The following is a 21266-nucleotide window of genomic DNA, read 5'->3' on the forward strand; positions in this document are numbered from 1 at the left end:
GAAGGAAACTTCAGGAGACCTTTTTTGTTTTATGAATTGAATTTTTACAAGCTCAGAACACACAAAAAATTCTTTTTGATTGAAGTAGTTTTACTAATTATTGCGATTTAGGTAATTCCGGTGGGCGCATTTTATATTTGTAACTGTTCAGTGTTTTTAAAAATGCTACGATATCAAACACCTCATCATCTGTTAAATTCAGTTTTTGAATCATTTCTGATTTATGGGGAAACTTTTGATCATTGATCTGTTCTCCTTTTGGAATTTCCCTTCCCATTCCGGCATTATACATCATAACGATGTTCGCCAGCTCGGGGAAAAGCCCGTTATGCATATAAGGTTTATTCTCAGAAACTTCTCTTAGTGCAGGAGTTTTGAATTTTCCTACATCTTCATTTTTTTGAGTAACAATGTATCGTCCCAGATCTTCGTATTTTCTTCCGTAATACGTCAGTCCCAGGTTATGGAATTTCTGGTCGGAAAAATAAGGCGTGTTGTGGCAGTTGATACAATTTGCTTTAGTTCTGAATAAATGAAGCCCATTGATTTCAGAATCCGTTAAGGCATCTTTCTTTCCGGTCACGAATTTATCAAATCTTGAAGGCGGGCTTATCAGAGAACGTTCAAATGTAGCAATGGCTTTTGCAATTTTTTCTTCTGTCACTTCTCCATTCCCGAAAGCTTTGACGAAAAAAGATCTATACCCTTTAATTTTTCTGATATTTTTTGTTGCCATTGACATATGCAGATTCATTTCTACCGGATTTTCGATAGGGGCTTTCACCTGCTCTTCCAACGTTGCCGAACGGCCGTCCCAGAAAAGTGTTTTAGCATATCCGATATTTACCAAAGTAGGTGCATTTCTGGTACCTGTCTGCCTGTCGTGGCCAAAAGAAACCCTGCTTCCGTCTGACCAGCCAATTTCAGGATTATGGCAGTTTGCACAGGAGATCTGTCCGCTTTTCGACAACCTCGGATCAAAGAATAACATTTTTCCCAGTTCCATTTTATCTTCGGAATAGGGATTATCTTCAGGAAAACTCATTTTTGGCAAGGGTCCGATATCCTGGAACCCTTCTTTTGCTTCATCAAATAAGCGGGCGGCCGGCCATTTGCTCTGATCTCCGCTGCTGTACAAAGTACGAAGCTCCTCTACGGAGTATCCCGTAGGGTCATTAGAAGTATAACTTAATAAACATATTACTCCGGCAATTGCCAGAAAAGCGATGTATCTGTCTTTCATTTATTTCTTAATAATAAACATTCACTCCTACTAAGGCAATATGATTAGCTCTGCCATTGTAGTCCACTTGATTTTTATAGGTACTGTTCATCAGCCATGTCTGAGAAAAACTTCCAAACAGCTCATACCTTATTTTATTCTGGTCAAAAATATAACTTGCGTTAAAATTAAGACCTATTTTAGGGGTTGCATCATAAGCAAAGTCCGGCTGAGCGATCTTAGTTGCAAAGATATTCTCTTTTGTGCTTTGGTAAGGCTGATAATTGAATTCTTTTTCCAATGGAATGTAAAGGTTTTGTGACAAACCAAAAGTCAGCTTATGGAAAGGTTTCAAAGCAAATTCTTTTTCTGCTCCAAGGCAGTAATTAAAAAACGAAAGCTTCCTGTCCATTACCACGGATAGATCTTTTACGTGATTTTTTCCATATGCTGCATCAAAGATCATTTTAAATGCTTCGTTCTTATGATTAAACCACATCACACTATTCTGCCAGAAAAGGTTCTTCTGTTCGAGGCGGTAGGTTCTGTATTCTGACGGATAATTATAATTGGTATCGAGTTGATCCTGATAGTTCACCATAGAAGCCCATTTTTTCCCGTTATAATTTCCCAGGAAATTGAGATAGAAGCTGTGGAGATCTGTTTTCAGCCCGGAATATTTTGTATAATCTTTTTGCCAGTTAAAGCTGGCATCCTGATACTCGTAAACCCTGTAAAAGCGTTCAATCAGATTTTTATAGTCGTATCCGGCAGAAAAATGAGTATTCGGGTTATTAAATGCATATTCACCGCCCCATATATAACCTCCCATTTTATATTCGGAAGTTTTGTACTGGGTATTTCCAATATACTGATTACCATAACCTTCATTATAACGGATGTAGATGCTGTCATTCGCGGGTACGTTTCCTTTCATATTTACAAACATGATATCATTTCCTTTGTAATGATGTACATAGCTCAGTTTCCCAAAAACAGCATGCTGCTTCCACTTTAAGCCTAATTTTGCAAAAGCCTTGTATTTATAATCATCTATTTTAGGTCTTGGATCTGCATTTTGTCTGTATGATTTGGCATAAATCCCTTCTCCTCCCAACTGCAGGATTACAGGTTTTACGGGATTATAGGCAAACTGTCCGTTGATAAAATAACTTTGTTTCTGCCATCTCGCTGAACGGGGAACCCAATAATAAGAGGGGTTATAAATAAAAGATGAACTGTTCGTTCTTTCATCACTCAGAATATAGGGAACGTTCTCTTCTGTAGTTTTATCTGCTTTAAGTCTTCCTGATAATGCTATTTTATCATTCAGTTTATAAACTCCTTCAGACTGAAAAGTGAAACTTCCTATTTCTTCAGCAGTCTGTACTCTTTTAAAATTTTGTTTTATTGAAGTATATTGAAAGGTTGTTCTGGAAAAATCTAATGGCTGAAAAAATGAAATGTAGGGATCATTTATCCTGATATTTTTTTCTACAGCACTGATGTTGATACTGTCCAGCGCGGTCGTCTGGGCATGAAAAAACTGACTGCCTAATATAGCCAATCCCAATATACTATGCTGAAATGTTCTAATTTTTTTATTATTACTGTGCATATCCTCGAGGGTTTGCTTTAATCGTTACAAAATCATTGGCAGAATTATTTGTATCCTGCAGTACCACACGTCCATTGATAATTTCTTTTGTTTTCCGGATTACAGAGAGGCCGGTAAACGTGGCTTCAGCCTGCCCTACAGCGTTGACGATAAAAGTTCGTGAAGCATCAATATCTGCAGGAAAATCTTTAGGAGCTTTTTGTTCCTTATCTGTGATATCTATTCCGTCTATGATATAGTTTTTAGGAATCTGCAGAAACAAATTTCCTGTTGGCGCTTTCGGCGATGGCACTTTTTGCCAGCCTGCCACTTCTGCATCCGTTGCTCTCAGAATTCCGAGCCCCAGCATAGAATTTACATTCAGGATTAAGTCATTAGAAGCAATACTCCAGTAGGCAACCTGCATATCCGGCACCATAATATTCTGGATATCCCATGCAAAAGGCTTCTTGCCAATGCTTGTATTATAATCTCCCAAATATGTTTCAAAGTCAGCATGACTCAGATCAACAGTTCTGTCGGGCTCCTGTATCGCTACTCCTGTACCGTTAATATCATCAAAAGGCATTTTATGATTAATGGCTGTTTGAGCTATAACTATACTTTTTCCTGGTAAAATGGGATATTGACTGCCGTTTCCAGGTATTTTGATAAGTATATTAGAGTACACATAATCTGTATTGGCTGCTGCACCGCCACCGGCAGTTTTGCTCCAGTCATATTGTCCGTTAGATAAAGTATAAGTGGTTGGGTTACTGTTTGTATTCCCTTCCAGAAATACAAGATATAAACCGTCGGCATAAATAGTCTGGTCAGAGTTATTATGAACTTCTATAAACTGATCTCTGAAATTGGCGCCCAGTTTTGTGTCTGAACCTGCATAATAATATTGTTTGATCACAAGATCGCCAAGATTTCCACTAGTGATTCTGACTAATTTTGAGGGAGTATTGGCATTAATGATTACTTTTTCATCAAAACCTCCGAAGTGAACAATTTCATAGCTGGTCTCCTCTCCTATCTGCTGTTCATATTCACTTTTTTTTAATTGAAGTTCCGCCTGAATACTATAATTTCCCGGTAGAACAGCATTTAATTTCAATTCTCCGTTTTCATCTGTTTTTCCTGTAATCTGATCTTCTGTTGCTGTATTTTTAAGGATAACTGTTACATTTGCAACTCCTTTGTCTGCAACGGAAGGATATTTTGAAGCGTCAAATTTTATATTCACGGTAAACGGAACCGGCTTAATCTCATTATTTCCTCCAAAATCATCATCCCTGTTACATCCCAAAAGGGTCATAACAGGAATTACTAACAATAGTATGAATCTTTTCATTATTTTTTATTTTTAGTTGTATGGTTAAAATCTGTACGAAATATTCCCCCCAAAAGAAGTAGAGGTAAAATTGCCATAAACAGCTCCTCTTTCATCATATGCTTTAAGGTTGAAAACATTGCTTACATAGATGGACAGTCTGAAACCACTTAGGAAATCTTTTGTTACTCTTAAATGAACATTATGCAGGGTTTTGTTATATAAACCTGACAATTTTTCATCTGAAGGCTGCAGAAACAATCCCTGATATTTTGGATTGGTACGGTCATTTTCCGGAATCATTTCTGATGTTCCATCATGTCTGATATATCCTATTGGATAAATGTCATTGGCGCCATTCAGTGTTCTGTCTGAAAGGAAATGATCTGTTCTCAACCCAATGATCAAACCGGATGAAGCCAGGTGATAATCAAAACTGAAACTTGCTCTGGCCATAGAACTTTTGTTTCTACTGTCATTATAAATTCCATACTCATAATCTTTATCTGCAATCTTTGGAGCACTGATCTTGTAAAGACCTTCATCTTTATGACCGGAAGTCTCTACATAACTGGCATTAAAGCCAATGACCAGATTAAGGGCTTCTATTTTTTTGAAACTGGCCATCAGTTCCAGCCCTTTATCTACAGATGAATATCCGTTGACGATTCGATTCTGCAGGTAATTAAATTTCTCGGTTCCTACGATCTCGAAAGTGGGCACTTCTGTTCCTGAGATATTGACATTTACTTTCGCTTTGTCCATGATTTTATGAACGCTTGCCGTGGTAAATCCATCAAATAACCTGTTGTAATAAGCCGTAAGGTTAACCGTTGCAAAAGGAAATCTGTAATCTACTCCCACTTCTGTTTTCCAGCTTTTTGAAGGTTTAAGGTTGGCATTATCTCCGGGAGTCACTACCGTCTGCATAATGGCTGCTGAATAATATCCCGGCAGACGATAATCCCCAAGAAGGAAATCAAAGTATCTTGGTGCCGTATAGATCTGATTCAATGACGGCGCTTTAGATGTTAACCCAAATCCTCCTCTCACAGAAAATTTTCCCATTTGGTATGAGGTATTAACCCTTGGCGAATAAGTGGAAAATGAATTCTGCAGATCATAACGAAGACCCAGATTGGTTCTTAAGATATGTTTATTGGCAAAAGATTTTGTGATATTATCCTGAATATAAAATGCATACTGTTTGCTGGCAAATACATTATCGCGATAATTAAAGTCCCTCATCCCGTTTGATCCCTGCCCTGCAGCAGTAATTGTTGTAAACTGACCTGCTGTTCCGTAACGGCCTTTTCCAAAGTTGTTTCCGTACCGGAAATTGGCTCCGATACTGTACATATGAACCCATTTGGATGCCGTCATTTTAGTACCATTCGCACTTATATCGGTAAAAATATTCAAAGGCTTCCCATCAGAAAAGGCTTGATTTTCATAGCTCGGCGGTGTGTAAGGAGCATAGTAGACACCATCTGTAGTAGCGTTTCCGTACGGACGGGCACCTTGATTCAGCCAGTATCTTCTTTCTGTAAGTTGTGTTGAATAGCTAATTCCTACATCCGCACTGATCATTCTGAAAAACGGTTTTCTTCCGTTACGATTCAAATTATAACTGATATTATTGCTTAATGAAAAACTCTTGTTATCCACATTGATGATCATTCCGTCAAGATCATCAGGATCTCTTTTCCCCTTGCTGGTATTGGTAGAAAATGAAGCTGAAAGTTTATGGCTGAACCCGCTTTTACTTTTTGATGACCAAAGGAAATTAACATTGGTCCTGTCGTACCCCACCAGACTTGTTCTTGGATCAGATAGTGAATTCATATAGTCTACGGACACATTAAGCGCATTGTTGTTTTTGAGTTTAAAACCTTTGGTAAGACCTACCTGATAAGTTCCTTCTCTAAGAGACGCATCCAATCGTAGTGGTGATGCTTTGGCAATGGTGGTCACTTTAATAAGTCCGGATGTAAGATCTCCATATTTGGCATCCGGCACTCCCTGTATCACTTCAATACTTTCTATATTTTCTGTAGGAATTTCTCTTAAATCGACGCCATAGTTAGGCTGTCCCGGCATTAAATTTCCTCCTTTAGTAGAAGTATTAAAGCTTATTCCAAAAGGACCGCTGTTGGCAGAATCATAGCTCTGCATATTTTCGTTATTAGACAAGGCAATATCGTTGACCATCAACTGTACTCCAAATGCCCTGTTTCCAAAATCATCACCTCCCGGAACATTTCCGGAACCAGTGATTGAAGGGCCACTGGCGGTTCTGAATACAATATTTTTAAATTGAGTATTGTCAAACTGCTGTACATATTGACCTGGTAATTGCTGCAATACGTCACCAATAGAAAATGACTGTAAATTTTGAAGAGCTTCCTGCTGGATTGAAATTTCGGAAAACTGTTTCTTTTTTGCGGTAAGTTGTACACCTTCAATTCTGATCTCTGACCTTTCTCGGGAAGAACTTTTAGGAGATAGAATCTGAAGCTGTAGTTCTTCTCCCTCTTTTATGATAATGGTTTCTTGTCTATTGTCGGCATTCAGGAAGACGATTTGGCATTTTCCTTTAAGAACCATAGAATTATCTTTCTTATGTAATTCTTTACATTCTTTCAAACCACCACTTGCGAACTCTCCCCTTTTGAGTTGCCCGTTATGATAAAATTCTACTTTTTGGGCAGACAAGAATCCGCCTGCTGTCAGAAAAACAGCACCTGCTAATAACGATAATTTCACCCCTAAAATATTTAGGGCACAAAATTAATTATAATTATTCTAAATAAAAATTAATTTTATGAATTTATTAAAGATATTTTAATTTAAAACAAAATAATATTCACATATAAATCTCTATACAAGGAATAAAAAAAAATATTATAACCATCCTAAACAGGGTTATTAACCTTTTCTCAATTGAAAACATTCCGTCATTTACCTCAAGATATAATATGAAAATTATTAAAGTAAAGGACAGAATCTGATAAAAATAAAACCCCGCGGTAAACTTTGTTTACCGCGGGGTTAATTTATAATTAAATGTTAGTGTTTACATTTATTATTTTACTTCTTCGAAGTCTGCATCCTGTACATCTTCAGCTCCGGCGTTTCCACCAGGGTTCTGAGCACCTGCACCTGCATCAGCACCCGGCTGTTGACCCGCTGCATATAATTCTTCAGAAGCTGCCATCCATGCTGCATCTAATGCTTCAGTTTTAGCTTTCACATCATCAGCATTTTTAGCTTCGAAAGCTGTTTTTAATTCTGCGTGAGCTGCTTCAATAGCTGCTTTTTTGTCAGCAGAAAGTTTCTCACCGAATTCTTTCAATTGCTTTTCAGTCTGGAAGATCAATCCGTCAGCTTTGTTGAAGATTTCAACTTCTTCTTTTCTCTTGGCATCAGCCGCAGAGTTTTCCTGAGCTTCTTTCTTCATTCTTTCGATTTCTTCGTCAGAAAGACCTGAAGAAGCCTGGATTTTGATAGACTGCTCTTTACCAGTTCCTTTATCTTTAGCAGATACGCTTAGGATACCGTTCGCATCAATATCGAAAGTTACTTCAATCTGAGGAACTCCTCTTGGTGCTGGTGGAATATCTGTAAGGTCAAATCTACCGATTTCCTTGTTATCGTTGAACATTGGTCTTTCCCCCTGTCCTACTCTGATGCTTACAGCCGGCTGGTTGTCAGAAGCTGTAGAGAATACTTCAGATTTTTTAGTTGGGATTGTAGTATTCGCTTCAATTAATTTTGTGAATACAGAACCCATCGTTTCGATACCTAAAGAAAGTGGAGTAACGTCAAGTAGTAATACATCTTTTACATCACCTGTCAATACACCTCCCTGAATAGCTGCACCGATGGCTACAACCTCATCCGGGTTTACTCCTTTAGATGGTTTTTTACCGAAGAATTTTTCTACTTCTTCCTGGATGATCGGGATTCTTGTAGAACCACCTACCAGGATTACTTCGTCGATATCAGAAGTTGATAAACCAGCATCTTTTAATGCTTTAGCAACAGGCTCCATAGATCTTCTTACAAGATCAGCAGATAATTGCTCGAATTTAGCTTTTGTTAAAGTCTTCACCAAGTGTTTAGGACCTGTAGCAGTAGCTGTGATATATGGTAAGTTGATTTCAGTCTGAGGAGAAGAAGACAATTCAATTTTAGCTTTTTCAGCTGCTTCTTTCAATCTTTGAAGAGCAATAGCATCAGCTTTTAAGTCTACCCCTTCTTCAGCTTTGAACTCGTCAGCCATCCAGTTGATGATCACATCATCAAAGTCATCACCTCCCAAGTGAGTATCACCGTTTGTAGACAATACTTCGAATACACCGTCTCCCAAATCAAGGATAGAGATATCGAAAGTACCACCTCCAAGGTCATATACTGCGATTTTCTGATCTTTATGGTTTTTATCAAGACCATAAGCTAACGCTGCAGCGGTAGGTTCGTTGATGATTCTTTCTACTTTAAGACCTGCAATTTCACCAGCTTCTTTAGTAGCTTGTCTCTGCGCATCATTGAAGTATGCAGGAACAGTGATTACCGCTCTTGTTACTTCCTGGCCAAGATAATCTTCAGCAGTTTTTTTCATCTTCTGAAGCGTCATTGCAGAAATTTCCTGTGGAGTATATTCTCTATCGTCGATTTTTACTTTTACTGTATCGTTTGGTCCGGCAACTACTTTATAAGGTACTCTTGTGATTTCAGAAGCATCATCTTTAAAGTGTGTTCCGATAAATCTTTTGATAGAGTAAACAGTTTTTGTTGGATTCGTTACAGCCTGTCTTTTTGCAGGATCACCTACTTTTCTTTCTCCGTCTTCCGTAAAAGCTACGATAGAAGGAGTAGTTCTTTTACCTTCTGCGTTAGGAATAACAACAGGGTCTTTACCCTCCATTACAGCAACACAAGAGTTGGTTGTTCCTAAGTCAATTCCAATTATTTTACTCATAATATTTTATATTTTTTCTATTTTTAATTTTAATTTACACTCTCAATTTCTCAATATCTGTACCATTCAAAAAATTATGACAAAATGACACAATAAAAATAAAAACCCCGATAAAGCCGGGGTTTTGAAATTATATTCAGGAAAAAAAATCATTTTTTTGAAGGGAGATGTGTCAACTTTCATCAGTTTGCCCTGAGGTTTTATTTACTTTCTTTTAAAACCTGAATTAAAAAATAGCCCAGATCCGGATCCACAGGATATATTCTTCCGGTATTAATGCCAACTCCTACTCCATTTGTTCCCAAACCTACACCGTCTATTCCGATACCTGAGAAGCTGTAGAATTTATTAAACTGCTCCGGCTTCCATTTTGCCCATACTGCCATTCCTGTAATTCCTCCTTTTACTATTTTCACTTCTTCATTTTCCTTTAAAGTAATCGTTATAAATGTATTGTCTCTCACTTCTTTTTTCTCTCCGTTTACTTTAAACTTTGAAGTCTTTTCGCTGTTTACAACAGGCTCACCGATGATATAAATTTTATTTTTTTCAATAAGCGTACTTTGTTGTCTGATGTCGGAATCCTGTATGTAGTAAGTATCTATTATCAATTCGGATTCATTTTGCTGATCTCCTTCTTTAAAACTCACAATGTGATAAGCATTAGCCCCTGTATTCTTTGCTTCATCAGCAATAGCTGTAAATAAATGTCCGAGATAAGTATTGGGATAATGCGCTTTGTACCTTCCTACAAATGCAGATTTATAGTTTTCCTGCTGCTGTAAAGGAATCATAAATTTCCGGGGAGACAGGTTTTCCAGATTTCCTTTTTCCAGAACAACTACATACTGGCTTTGCGTCCAACCAAATAACTGCAGCAGAAGCATGATTATCAATTTTTTCATGACTAAAAGTTTTTATAATTCCGGGAAATATTTTCAAATAATGAATAAATTTTTGATAATATCCTGATATAAATATAGTAAAAACAACTGATAACCAGATCTTTTACAAGAAAGCCCAATAAATAGAAGGAATCCTATATCCAATCTTCAAAAATTAATCAAAGTTTAACCTAAGAAATAGAGGCAGAATCTTTGTGAATTATTATTTTTGATAAAATATACACATTTAGAATGTCAATACACTTTAATCCCCGAGATATTACATGGCTTGCCTTTAATGAAAGAGTTTTGCAGGAAGCCATGGATGAAAAAGTTCCCTTACATTTAAGAATACGTTTCCTCGGAATTTTCTCCAACAATTTAGATGAATTTTTCAGAGTGCGTGTTGCCGGATTAAAGCGCGCCATGGATTTTAAGGAAAAAGTGATTGCCGAATCTTTTTATCAGCCGCCATCCAAGATCCTTCAGAGAATCAATGAAGTTGTGATGAGACAACAGCTGAATTTCGATAAAACCTGGAAAAAGATCCAGACCGAAATGGCTGACCATAAAGTTTTTATTAAAAATGCCAAAAACCTGACAGCCAACCAAAAAGAATTTGTCAGACAATATTTCGATGAAGTAGTAGAATCCAATGTGATCCCGATTCTCCTTCACGAAAATACTCCTATGCCTTATTTGCGTGATAAAAGTCTTTATCTGGGAGTAGCCATGAGAAAAAAAGACTGGCAGTATTCCAGTAATTATGCCATTATTGAAATTCCTTCCCGTTTTGTAGGAAGATTCGTATTGCTGCCAACAGAAGATCCGGAAGAAAAAAATGTAATGCTTCTGGAGGATGTAATCGCCTTCAACCTTCCGCACATATTTTCTTATTTCGGATATGATGAATTTGCAGCCAATGCATTTAAAGTAACAAAAGATGCCGAACTGGATCTGGATAATGATATCAGAACCAACTTTGCAGAAAAAATAGAAAAAGGTCTTAAAAACAGAAGAAAAGGAAAGCCTACCCGTTTTGTCTTTGATAAAGATATGGATAAAGCTCTGCTGGAACTCCTTATCAGAAAGCTGAACTTAACCAAGAAAGACAGCATCATTCCGGGTGGAAAAATTCATAATTTCAAGCATTTCATGGATTTTCCCGATGTATTTGAAAAGTATGAAAGACCTGTGGAAAGGACTTCTTTTACCCATCAGGCGTTTGAGCATGGGGAAAGAGTAACAGATGTCATTTTAAAAGAAGACGTTCTCCTTACTTTCCCTTATCATAAATATAATCCGGTGATTGATCTTCTTCGCGAGGCTGCGATGGATCCGGATGTAAAATCAATACAGATTACCGCTTACCGCCTTGCCAGCAGCTCAAAAATCATCAATGCCCTGATCTATGCGGCCAGAAATGGCAAGGAAGTAACCGTGATGCTGGAGCTTCAGGCAAGATTTGATGAAGAATCCAATCTTGAATGGAAAGATATGCTGGAACCAGAGGGAATTACCGTACTTGTTGGTATTCCTAACAAAAAAGTACATGCCAAACTTTGTGTTATCAAGAAGAGAGCCCACAATAAAACAATCCAGTATGGCTTCGTAAGTACCGGAAATTTTAACGAAAAAACAGCCAGAATATATGGTGATCATCTGTTGCTGACTGCAGACCGAGGCATCATGGCAGATATCAATAAAGTCTTCAATGTGTTGAAAAAACCGAAAGATGACTTTATTTCCATTTTGAAAACTTGTAAAAATTTATTAGTTTGCCCTCAGTTTATGCGTGAAAAGATTGTTCACCATATTGATAAGGAAATCGAAGAAGCTAAGGCAGGACGAAGAGCAGAAATCATTGTCAAAGTAAACTCAATGAGTGACCGCGCACTGATTGAAAAAATATATGAAGCTGCTAAAGCCGGAGTGGTAACCAGAATGATTGTAAGAGGTATCTATTGTGCCGTAAACCAAAAGGAATTCAAAGAAAAAATAAAAGCCATCAGTATTGTAGATGAATACCTGGAACACGCCAGAGTTATGTATTTTTATAATAAAGGGGCTGAAGACATGTACATTTCTTCCGCAGACTGGATGACAAGAAACCTTGACTACAGGATTGAAGCAGCCGCTAAAATCACTGATAAGAACCTTAAGAAGGAATTAAAAGATATTCTTGATATCCAGCTTAGAGATAACGTAAAAGCAAGGATTTTAGATAAAAAACTGAGCAATGAATACGTAAGAAATGATAAAAAAGAATGCCGATCACAAATAGAAACCTATAAATATTTAAAAGCTAAAACAAGCAAGAAATGAAGATAGCAGCGATAGACATAGGGAGTAATGCAGCCCGCCTTCTTATCAATGAGGTAAAGATCAATAACAGAAAACCTGAATTTATTAAGCTGAACCTTCTCAGGATTCCTCTGAGATTGGGAATGGATGTTTTTACCATCGGAAAGATAGGTCCGGAAAGAGAAAAAATGGTCATTGATTCTATGAAAATCTTCAGTGATCTGATGAAAATATACAAAGTAGACCACTACAGAGCCTGTGCTACAAGTGCTATGCGTGATGCTGCCAACGGTAATGAAATTATCGATCTGGTAAAAAATACCTCCGGAATTGATATCGAAATCATTTCCGGTGATGAAGAAGCAACGCTGATCTACGAAAATCATGTGGCAGAAGGCCTTGACAAAGAATTCGCCTATTTATATATCGACGTGGGCGGAGGTTCTACAGAACTGACCTTCTACGAAAATGGCAAGATGGTTTACGAAAAATCTTTCAACATCGGAACGATCCGTCTTCTCAACAATCTTGTTACAATGGATAACTGGAAAGAAATGAAAGAGGAAATCAAGAAAAATATTGTCAGCAAAAAGCCGATTGTTGCCATCGGTTCGGGAGGAAACATCAACAAAGTATTCTCTATGAGCAAGACCAAAGACGGAAAACCAATGTCTCTGTCTCATCTGAAAAAGGTTTACAAAGAATTCAATGAACTTTCTGTGGAAGAAAGAATGACCAACTACAACCTTAGAGAAGACCGTGCTGACGTACTGGTGCATGCCCTGGGCATCTTCAACAATGTGATGTCGTGGTCTGATATCAACAAAATCTTTGTTCCTAAAATTTCCGTGGCAGATGGATTGATCCATAATATTTACAGTCAGCTGCAACATAAAAAGTAAAGCTTATAAAGATATTGAAGGCCAGCGCAAAAATGCGCTGGCTTTTTATTTTAAAAACATTTCCATGTCATTGCGAACAGGCTGAAGGCCTGCGAACATGGTTCATACGTGACGAAGCAATCTCTATTATTAAGTTTTGGCTAAAGCCAATAGAAGGTGGCTCATTTTTTAAGGCGGGCTAAAGCCCACCCCTATTGAATTATTGAATCCGGACATTTAAGACAATATCTTTTATCTTTTATCTTTTATCTTTTATCTTTTATCTTTTATCTTTTATCTTTTATCTTTTATCTTTTATCTTTTATCTTTTATCTTTTATCTTTTATCTTTTATCTTTTATCTAAAATTTTAAAGTAAAACCCTATCCCTATCCGTCATACCTATATCAATAGCAAAGCAATGAACCCAATCAAAATAATTCTTACAGGAGCTACGGGAATGGTAGGCGAAGGTGTTTTAATGGAATGTCTTGAAAACCCGGATGTTTCCGAAATCTTGAGCATAAGCAGAAAACCCTCCGGGAAAACACATCCTAAGCTGAAAGAATATCTCGTCCCTGACTTTCTTTCGCTCGATCTGAATGATGAAAAACTAAAAGGATATGATGCCTGCTTTTTCTGTGCAGGAATCAGCAGTATAGGCATGAATGAAGAAGCATACACCCAAATCACTTATGATACAACCCTTCATTTTGCAAAAGCCGTTTTGAATCAAAACCCTGAAATGGTCTTTAACTATGTTTCCGGGGCAGGAACAGACAGCACAGAGAGTGGAAAAATGATGTGGGCCCGTGTAAAAGGGAGAACAGAAAATGATCTGAAAAGAATGAATTTCAGAGGTGCTTATAATTTCCGTCCGGGATTTATGAAACCTGTTGAGGGTCAAATCAATGTAAAATGGTTTTTTACACCTTTTATTTGGATTTTTCCTGTATTTTTTCAGTCAAAATCATTAACTTTACACGAAGTGGGTAGAGCAATGATCAATGTGACACAAAAAGGATACCCTACATCTACTTTAGAAATTAGAGATATTAAAAATTTAGCGCTATGAGAGACATGTTAAAAAGAATTGTTCTGGTTATTTTTGTACTCTTGCTTGTGACTGCTGTTTCAGGATATTTTTATATGCAGAAACATCCTTTGGAAGGTAATAAATCAGGAACAATTTTAAACTTTTCGGGAAAATCAGGAAAATAATTTCACTATAAAGTTTCTTATTCACATAATTTTTATCTTTTATTGGAAATAAACCTATTTTTTAAACATTTCTTAAAGTTCCATTAAAATAATTGCAAGGTATAAAGTTCATTTTTGTATTTATCTAATTGAAATAAAAAATGATCAACAACTACCTATTAAAAGGGTCTGTGATTGCCGCATTCTTCTTTCAGAGCGGTCTTTTCGGGCAGACACTTATTCATTACTGGAATTTTAACGATAATACTTCTGCAGCCACAATTACGACCCCTACTTCTACGATGGTAAATGGTTCTCTTGCACCAATAGCAGGAGGAACGAGTGTTATTGATTTTGCCGGAGGTACCGGACAGAATTTTAGTCTGCAAAATTTAAATGCCAGAAACGGTGATGGATCCGGAACCCATTTAAGATTCAACAATCCGATTGGAGGGGCTTTACAGTTTAACCTTCCTACAACGGGCTATAATAACATTATTGTTAAGTTCACCACCAGAAGATCCGGTCAGGGAGCAGGAACACAAACCTGGTCTTATTCCACAGACGGAATTACTTTTGTACAGTTTCAGACCGTGAATCCTCAGGATGCGGATCCCCAGCTGATAACACTCGATTTTTCTGCTGTACCGGGTGCTAATAACAACCCTAACTTTAAATTAAAGGTAGAATTTTCCGCAACGGGAGGTGGAACTGGCGGGAACAACCGTTTTGATAACTTTACAGTAGATGCCGTTCCTGCGGGAGGCCCTGATACTACTCCACCAACGGTTACTTATTTACCTGCTAACAATACCAATAATGCTTCGACTGCTTTAAATCCGACCTTATCTTTTAACGAAAATATAAGGCTAACAGATAATTCTGCGATCAACGATTCCAATGCACAGAACCTTATTGATTTCCGTCTGGGAAATTCTTCAGGTACCCCAATTCCTTTCACTACAACATTCACTAACAATACCATCACTGTAATTCCTGCTTCAGGACTTGTGCCGGGGCAAGCCTATTATTTAGCGCTTAAGCCCAATATGGTGGAAGATTTTAGTGATAACGGAATTACCACTGTTACTTCCAGTACTTTTACTACTGCAGGAACAACAGTTTCTTTGGAAAAGAATTTTATTAAGGTTAATGAAAATGCGGGAAATCTTGCATTTAAAATCAATATTACCAATCCTTCGGCTTCTACGGTAAACCTTGTTGTAAAACCTGCACCTTTCAGTACAGCCGATTCCAATGATTTTACTTTAGCCAACCAGACTATTAACATTAGTCCATCTACAACGAGTTACACCGTCAATATTCCGATTATTGATGACACAGTGGCAGAACAGCAGGCTGAATATTTTGTGGTAAGTCTTGAAAATCCTGTTGGAACTACTATTTCAGGAGACAATTCTGCAACGGTTTATATCGTAGACAATGACAAACCGGCTCCGGTTCCTTCCCATCAGATTCAGCTGAATTATCTTCTAAGTTTTGATCCTTCAGGAAATAATAACAGTTCTACAGAAATTGTGGTTCATGATCCGTCAACACAACGTTTATTCACAATCAGTTCGATTACTGATGTATTTGATATTATTGATTTCAGTAATCCTTCAATACCTTCAGTCATAAAAACAGTGAATATGGCTCCTTATGGTGGTATTACAAGTATCGCTGTGAAAAACGGAATCATTGCAGCCGCCTCTCCCAATACTGATCCTCAGCAAAATGGATCTGTAGTATTTTTTGACATCAACGGAAATTTCCTGAAGCAGGTAACTGTAGGAGCTTTACCGGATATGGTAACATTCTCCCCTGACGGAACAAAAGTAATTACTGCCAATGAAGGAGAACCTAATGATGCTTACACTATTGACCCTGAAGGCACCATCAGCATCATTGATATTTCCGGAGGTATCGGAAGTCTTACCCAAAGTAATGTAACGACACTTAATTTTAATAGTTTTGATAATCAGGTAGCAGCATTAACCGCTACCGGTTTAAGAAAAGTAAGAACGAATAATACACTTTCTCAGGATCTGGAACCGGAGTATGTAACCATCAGTGCCGACAGTCAGAAAGCATGGGTAACCCTTCAGGAAAACAATGCCATCGCTGAGATTAATCTGGTTACAAAAACCATCACAGGAATCTGGGGATTGGGAAAAAAAGATATGAGTATTCCGGGTAACGGTTTTGATGCCTCAGATAGTAATGGAGAGATTTTAATTGCCAACTGGCCGGTAAAAGCTTACTATGTTCCGGACGCTGTACAGAATTATAAAATAGGAAACACCAATTATATTATAACCGCTAATGAAGGTGATGAAAAAGATCTTTCAGGATTCAGCGAAAGAACTACAGTAGGTGCTAACAGTTATACTTTAGATCCTGTATTGTTTCCGAATGCAGGTATTTTAAAAGCGGCTTATAACCTTGGCAGATTCAGGGTTTCATCTGCTACAGGAAATACGGATGGAGATTCGGAGTTTGAAGAAATGGCGGCTTTAGGAGCGCGTTCTTTCTCTATTTTCAATGCTGATACTAAACAGATTGTCTACGACAGCGGAGATCAGTTTGAACGATATATTTCAGCTTATCATCCTTTGATTTTCAATGCAGATAACGAGTCCAACGGTATTAAAAACAGAAGCCGCGCCAAAGGACCGGAACCGGAAGGAGTTGCTTTAGGAAACATCAACGGACAAACCTATGCTTTCATTACATTGGAAAGAACAGGCGGTGTTATGGTGTATAATATTACAGATCCTGGCAATCCTACTTTCACAGATTATAAACATTCGCGCTCTACCTCAGCATACGGAGGTGATAATGGTCCCGAAGGAATTATTTACATTGCTCCTGAAAATACTACAACCAATAAAGGCTACGTGATTATCGCCAATGAAATCAGCGGAACTTTATCCATGTATGAAGTAGCCACTCCTGCTACGCTTGGAACAGGTGAGATAAAATCTGAACAGGCAACCTTCAATGTATTTCCAAACCCTGTCAACAAAGGAAATACACTTTATTTCAACAGAAAACAGGATTACGAATTGTACGATATGTCAGGAAAATTGATCGGAAAAGAAAAGAGTGCTTTAACAATCAATACTTCTACACTTTCTGCAGGTGTTTATCTGGTAAAAACGTCAGAAGGACAGATCAAGAGAGTTATTGTAAAATAAATATATATTACAGCATACCATTCCATTGTAAAGCTTCGGATTTTCCGGGGCTTTTTTGATTTATGATAAAAATGATTAATTTTAAACTTTTATAACCTCAATGAAAACACAATTAGAAAATATTATTCAACAAGTCTGGCAAAAAGAAAAAAGAAATCTTTTTACTTTCCTTACCGGTGCAGGCATCTCATCTGACAGTGGAATTCCTACCTATCGAGGCATAGATGGGATCTGGGTGAAAGGAACCCAATTTCACAAACCTGAAGAATTCGGGACTTTACGTTATTTCAGACAGCATCCGGAAGAAGTTTTGCAATATTCTCTTTTCAGAAAGAAAATGTTTGAAAATGCTTCTCCCAACCAAAGTCATTTTGAACTTGCAGACATTGAGAATCAACTCCAGGATAGGTTTCACCTCATTACCCAGAATATTGACAATCTTCACCGCCGTTCCGGAAGCAAAAGAATCTATGAAATTCACGGAAACAACCGAGAAATTAAATGTTCCAACGGATGTAAAGAGATCCTGAATTTACCTGTTGAAATAAATGGAAAAGAACTGGATGAAGATCTTACCGCTAAAGACAAGGAACTTTTAACCTGTGGACATTGCGGGCATTGGATGCGTCCGAATATTTTGTGGTTTGATGAATATTACGACGAAAAAACGAATAAAAAATTCAGTGCACTTAAAATTGCCAAAAACAGCGGTGTTCTTTTTATTATCGGGACTTCCGGAGCAACGAGCCTTCCTATTGCCATTGCCGAAACAGCTCTTAAATATGGAGCTTTTATCGTAGATATTAATACGGAAGACAATAACTTCACAGACCTGATCAAAAATAAAAAGAATACATTAATCATCCGGGAAAAATCAACCGAAGTTCTAAAGACTATTAATGAAATTATAAAAAAACAAAATCCTAAATCTTATTTAAGATGATTTAACTTTTGAAGTACTTGGAAGAAAGCATTTTATATCTATATTTATCCCGAATAAAAAGCCAATTCACATGAAGAATATTAAAACCACAGGAATTCTTACTTTCCTGTTGCTGGGAACAGCTACTGCTTTCTCACAATCCAGAAAAACAGAATCTACAAAAGGTGTAGAAAAAACAGAAGGTAATAAAGTGGTACATGTAGAAGGTGTAGGACATACACTCACTTATACACTCAGCGGAGGTGTTGTTGAGGTAGAAGGTGGTGATAACAAGCTTACGGTAAAAGGGAGTGCAAAAAAAGTTACAATCTCAGGAACAGGTAACAAAGTATACATTGATAAAGTAGATAAAATATCTATGGAAGGTGGTGATAACACCGTTTACTACAGAACTTCAGGAACAAAATCAGGGAAACCGGATGTTTCTATTACAGGAGTGGGAAATAAGGTTGTAAAACAATAAAAAATATTTTTCGGAATCTGAAAAATCTCATCGGAACCTGACGGGTTTTTAAAACCCGTCAGGTTGGGTTAACTCAGTAGACTAAACTTATTGTTATTAATACAAATAAAAAGACAGGCCTTAAAAAAAGCCTGTCTTTTTAAAAATATCTCAGATATAATTTACTCTACGTTGATTACCTTTTCGATTTCCGGAGCATGTTGTTTGATTGTATTTTCAACACCCAGTTTTAAGGTTGAAAAATTCAATGAACACCCGGAACAGTTACCTAAAAGTTTTACAAACACCTGATTATCTTTCACATCAATAAGCTCAATATCACCTCCGTCTTTATTCAAAAACGGTCTGATGCTTTCCAGAGCTTCCATTACTCTTGTTACTGTATCTTCGTGCGTTATGTTTGTTTCCATATTTTTTCAGTTCAATTCGGTTTCTTCAAATTTTATTGAAATTATTATTATTTTGCTTTTGGCGAGCATCCTGCCATTGTGGAAATCTTCACTGCTTCAGTAGGAGGAAGATTTTTATTTCTTTCCACTAAACTTTCTACCATTTTTCTGGCAGTTTCTGTGTAGATATCTGCAATTTTAGATCCTTCCTGAAGTGCAGCCGGTCTTCCAACGTCACCTGCTTCTCTGATACTCTGGATTAGTGGAATTTCCCCCAATACCGGAATTCCAAGATCTTCCGCTAAATATTGTGCTCCCTGGTTTCCAAAGATATAATATTTATTGTCAGGAAGTTCTTCCGGTGTAAAATACGCCATATTTTCGATCAAACCAAGCACAGGAATGTTAATACTTTCCATCTGGAACATGGCAATTCCTTTTCTTACGTCTGCCAATGCAACATGCTGAGGTGTACTTACGATTACCGCTCCTGTTACCGGTACTTCCTGGATAATTGACAAGTGAATATCACCTGTTCCCGGAGGAAGGTCAATTAGCAGGAAATCCAGCTCTCCCCATGCAGCATCTCTGATCATCTGGTTCAAAGCTTTTGAAGCCATAGGACCTCTCCATACTACAGCCTGATTGGCTCCTGAGAAGTATCCTATTGAAAGCATTTTTACTCCATAATTTTCGATAGGCTTCATCAGATTCTTACCATTCACTTCTACAGAAATTGGTTTTTGCCCCTCTGTATCAAACATGGTAGGAACTGAAGGACCGTAGATATCTGCATCCAGTAATCCTACTTTAAAGCCCATTTTAGCTAACGTTACTGCCATATTTGCAGAAACTGTAGACTTCCCTACTCCTCCTTTACCGGAAGCAATAGCGATAATATTTTGAATTCCCGGAATTTGTTTTCCTTTGATCTGACTTTGCTGAATTTCACTAGGCTCCGGAGAAACGATTTTAAGTTTTAAATGAATGTCTTCTCCAAACTCACTGGCAAAAGCCTGTTTCATGGCAGCCTCCAGTTTTTTCTTTTCGTGCATTGCAGGCGAATGGGCAGTCATATCAATATAAACATCGTTACCCATAATCTGAAGATTATTCACCAAATCGTCTACTTCTATTTCTTTAAGGAAATCCTGAACCTTTTCTTTCGTCAACATATAAATATAAATTGTTTACAAATTTACGCATTTTTTCGGTAATTTAGAATCAATAAAATCTATAATATCAGGTGATAAATCAGATCGTTAAAAATTTCTTATTCTGTTTTTTTATTCTGATACCACGTCCAACCTCAGAAAGCAATTGATATGAAAACGACCTCCTATCCTTCCAAATATGCACAGCCAAAAGGAATTTTTATCGTTGGAAAAACAAAATTCAAATGGTATGACCTGGCCAATGATCCTGCAGAAGTTTTACAACAGGACATTGAAAATGCTCAAAAGTGTATTGAAAGTGCTGAAGAAAACTTTAAAAACATTGATGATCTTGGATTTGTCATTATGCACCGCTGCGGAGAAAACTATCTTTTACTGGTCTGTACATGGCAAAATGAAAACGAATTATGGGAAAGCGTGTATTATGATGGTTCCGGACAATTTGAAATATGGGACAGGAACAAAACCCACCTCCCGACGTATTGTGTCTGGGAAATGGGCATTGTATATCATGAATCTCAGTCCTGGAAAAAATATCTTGGCTCCGGAAGAGAAGACAAGGATAAAGAGACCTATCTCAATCATTTTTTTGAAGGAGAAGTGTAATTTTAATTAGCTCTGTCTTCTTATGAATGAGATCGTTTTTAACAGGACAAACGGTAATTATCTTTTATTGCATCACTTTT

General features: G+C 37.3%; 16 protein-coding genes. 8 read left to right on the forward strand and 8 right to left on the reverse strand.

The window, feature by feature from the left end; all coding sequences use genetic code 11:
- Positions 1-97 precede the first annotated feature (97 nt).
- The 6 genes from V0410_RS10210 to V0410_RS10235 form a co-directional block, all read right to left on the reverse strand.
- On the reverse strand, positions 98-1243 hold the full coding sequence (locus V0410_RS10210; protein WP_330747397.1) for a cytochrome-c peroxidase: 1146 nt from the start codon (positions 1241-1243) through the stop codon (positions 98-100).
- Between the two features lie 7 nt (positions 1244-1250).
- A complete protein-coding gene (locus V0410_RS10215; RefSeq protein WP_330747398.1) occupies positions 1251-2840 on the reverse strand; it encodes a DUF6850 family outer membrane beta-barrel protein in 1590 nt (529 codons plus the stop codon).
- Positions 2830-4179, reverse strand: coding sequence for a DUF4876 domain-containing protein (locus V0410_RS10220; protein WP_330747399.1), 1350 nt, complete (start codon positions 4177-4179; stop codon positions 2830-2832). Before V0410_RS10220 ends, V0410_RS10215 begins: the two co-directional genes overlap by 11 nt.
- A 24-nt stretch (positions 4180-4203) precedes the next feature.
- Positions 4204-6924 (reverse strand): TonB-dependent receptor plug domain-containing protein, encoded by a 2721-nt coding sequence (locus V0410_RS10225; RefSeq protein ID WP_330747400.1) that lies wholly within the window; start codon positions 6922-6924, stop codon positions 4204-4206.
- Between the two features lie 319 nt (positions 6925-7243).
- Complete coding sequence (gene dnaK / locus V0410_RS10230) at positions 7244-9142, reverse strand: molecular chaperone DnaK (protein WP_330747401.1); 1899 nt, start codon at positions 9140-9142, stop codon at positions 7244-7246.
- Between the two features lie 200 nt (positions 9143-9342).
- Positions 9343-10047: a hypothetical protein gene (locus V0410_RS10235; RefSeq protein ID WP_330747402.1), complete on the reverse strand. Its 705-nt coding sequence runs from the start codon at positions 10045-10047 to the stop codon at positions 9343-9345.
- Between the two features lie 231 nt (positions 10048-10278).
- On the opposite strand from V0410_RS10235, the gene ppk1 reads away from it, so the two are divergent.
- From ppk1 to V0410_RS10270, 7 genes are all read left to right on the forward strand, one after another.
- Positions 10279-12351, forward strand: a complete 2073-nt coding sequence (ppk1, locus tag V0410_RS10240) for a polyphosphate kinase 1 (RefSeq protein WP_330747403.1) — start codon at positions 10279-10281, stop codon at positions 12349-12351.
- On the forward strand, positions 12348-13232 hold the full coding sequence (locus V0410_RS10245) for a Ppx/GppA phosphatase family protein (protein ID WP_110009974.1): 885 nt from the start codon (positions 12348-12350) through the stop codon (positions 13230-13232). The genes ppk1 and V0410_RS10245 overlap by 4 nt, the downstream gene beginning before the upstream one ends.
- A 399-nt stretch (positions 13233-13631) precedes the next feature.
- On the forward strand, positions 13632-14285 hold the full coding sequence (locus V0410_RS10250; RefSeq protein WP_330747404.1) for an NAD-dependent epimerase/dehydratase family protein: 654 nt from the start codon (positions 13632-13634) through the stop codon (positions 14283-14285).
- Positions 14282-14431 carry a hypothetical protein gene (locus V0410_RS10255; protein WP_156106575.1) on the forward strand — a complete coding sequence of 50 codons (150 nt, stop codon included), beginning with the start codon at positions 14282-14284 and terminating at the stop codon, positions 14429-14431. The genes V0410_RS10250 and V0410_RS10255 overlap by 4 nt, the downstream gene beginning before the upstream one ends.
- Positions 14432-14571: 140 nt before the next feature.
- Complete coding sequence (locus V0410_RS10260; RefSeq protein WP_330747405.1) at positions 14572-17610, forward strand: choice-of-anchor I family protein; 3039 nt, start codon at positions 14572-14574, stop codon at positions 17608-17610.
- Positions 17611-17710: 100 nt separating this feature from the next.
- On the forward strand, positions 17711-18553 hold the full coding sequence (locus tag V0410_RS10265) for an SIR2 family NAD-dependent protein deacylase (protein ID WP_330747406.1): 843 nt from the start codon (positions 17711-17713) through the stop codon (positions 18551-18553).
- A gap of 70 nt (positions 18554-18623) precedes the next feature.
- The gene (locus V0410_RS10270; protein WP_330747407.1) at positions 18624-19016 is read left to right on the forward strand and encodes a DUF3060 domain-containing protein; all 393 of its coding nucleotides are present in this window, start codon (positions 18624-18626) and stop codon (positions 19014-19016) included.
- Between the two features lie 161 nt (positions 19017-19177).
- On the opposite strand, the gene V0410_RS10275 is transcribed toward V0410_RS10270, so the two are convergent.
- Positions 19178-19426, reverse strand: a complete 249-nt coding sequence (locus tag V0410_RS10275; RefSeq protein ID WP_002977212.1) for a NifU family protein — start codon at positions 19424-19426, stop codon at positions 19178-19180.
- A 47-nt stretch (positions 19427-19473) separates the two neighbouring features.
- A complete protein-coding gene (locus V0410_RS10280; RefSeq protein ID WP_227943031.1) occupies positions 19474-20580 on the reverse strand; it encodes an Mrp/NBP35 family ATP-binding protein in 1107 nt (368 codons plus the stop codon).
- A 150-nt stretch (positions 20581-20730) separates the two neighbouring features.
- Between V0410_RS10280 and V0410_RS10285 the strand changes: the two genes are divergently transcribed.
- On the forward strand, positions 20731-21186 hold the full coding sequence (locus V0410_RS10285; RefSeq protein WP_330747408.1) for a hypothetical protein: 456 nt from the start codon (positions 20731-20733) through the stop codon (positions 21184-21186).
- Positions 21187-21266: the final 80 nt, after the last annotated feature.

The organism is Chryseobacterium sp. CP-77, from assembly GCF_036362765.1.
In the GTDB taxonomy this organism is placed as follows: Bacteria; Bacteroidota; Bacteroidia; order Flavobacteriales; family Weeksellaceae; genus Chryseobacterium; species Chryseobacterium cupriresistens.

What these genes read in the sequence shown, in the direction of transcription:
- V0410_RS10245 (WP_110009974.1), top strand. Translation starts at nt 12,348, where the DNA reads ATGAAGATAGCAGCGATAGACATAGGGAGTAATGCAGCCCGCCTTCTT.
- V0410_RS10280 (WP_227943031.1), bottom strand. Translation starts at nt 20,580, where the DNA reads ATGTTGACGAAAGAAAAGGTTCAGGATTTCCTTAAAGAAATAGAAGTA.
- ppk1 (WP_330747403.1), top strand. Translation starts at nt 10,279, where the DNA reads ATGTCAATACACTTTAATCCCCGAGATATTACATGGCTTGCCTTTAAT.
- V0410_RS10270 (WP_330747407.1), top strand. Translation starts at nt 18,624, where the DNA reads ATGAAGAATATTAAAACCACAGGAATTCTTACTTTCCTGTTGCTGGGA.
- V0410_RS10235 (WP_330747402.1), bottom strand. Translation starts at nt 10,047, where the DNA reads ATGAAAAAATTGATAATCATGCTTCTGCTGCAGTTATTTGGTTGGACG.
- dnaK (WP_330747401.1), bottom strand. Translation starts at nt 9,142, where the DNA reads ATGAGTAAAATAATTGGAATTGACTTAGGAACAACCAACTCTTGTGTT.
- V0410_RS10275 (WP_002977212.1), bottom strand. Translation starts at nt 19,426, where the DNA reads ATGGAAACAAACATAACGCACGAAGATACAGTAACAAGAGTAATGGAA.
- V0410_RS10210 (WP_330747397.1), bottom strand. Translation starts at nt 1,243, where the DNA reads ATGAAAGACAGATACATCGCTTTTCTGGCAATTGCCGGAGTAATATGT.
- V0410_RS10255 (WP_156106575.1), top strand. Translation starts at nt 14,282, where the DNA reads ATGAGAGACATGTTAAAAAGAATTGTTCTGGTTATTTTTGTACTCTTG.
- V0410_RS10285 (WP_330747408.1), top strand. Translation starts at nt 20,731, where the DNA reads ATGAAAACGACCTCCTATCCTTCCAAATATGCACAGCCAAAAGGAATT.
- V0410_RS10265 (WP_330747406.1), top strand. Translation starts at nt 17,711, where the DNA reads ATGAAAACACAATTAGAAAATATTATTCAACAAGTCTGGCAAAAAGAA.
- V0410_RS10220 (WP_330747399.1), bottom strand. Translation starts at nt 4,179, where the DNA reads ATGAAAAGATTCATACTATTGTTAGTAATTCCTGTTATGACCCTTTTG.
- V0410_RS10260 (WP_330747405.1), top strand. Translation starts at nt 14,572, where the DNA reads ATGATCAACAACTACCTATTAAAAGGGTCTGTGATTGCCGCATTCTTC.
- V0410_RS10215 (WP_330747398.1), bottom strand. Translation starts at nt 2,840, where the DNA reads ATGCACAGTAATAATAAAAAAATTAGAACATTTCAGCATAGTATATTG.
- V0410_RS10250 (WP_330747404.1), top strand. Translation starts at nt 13,632, where the DNA reads ATGAACCCAATCAAAATAATTCTTACAGGAGCTACGGGAATGGTAGGC.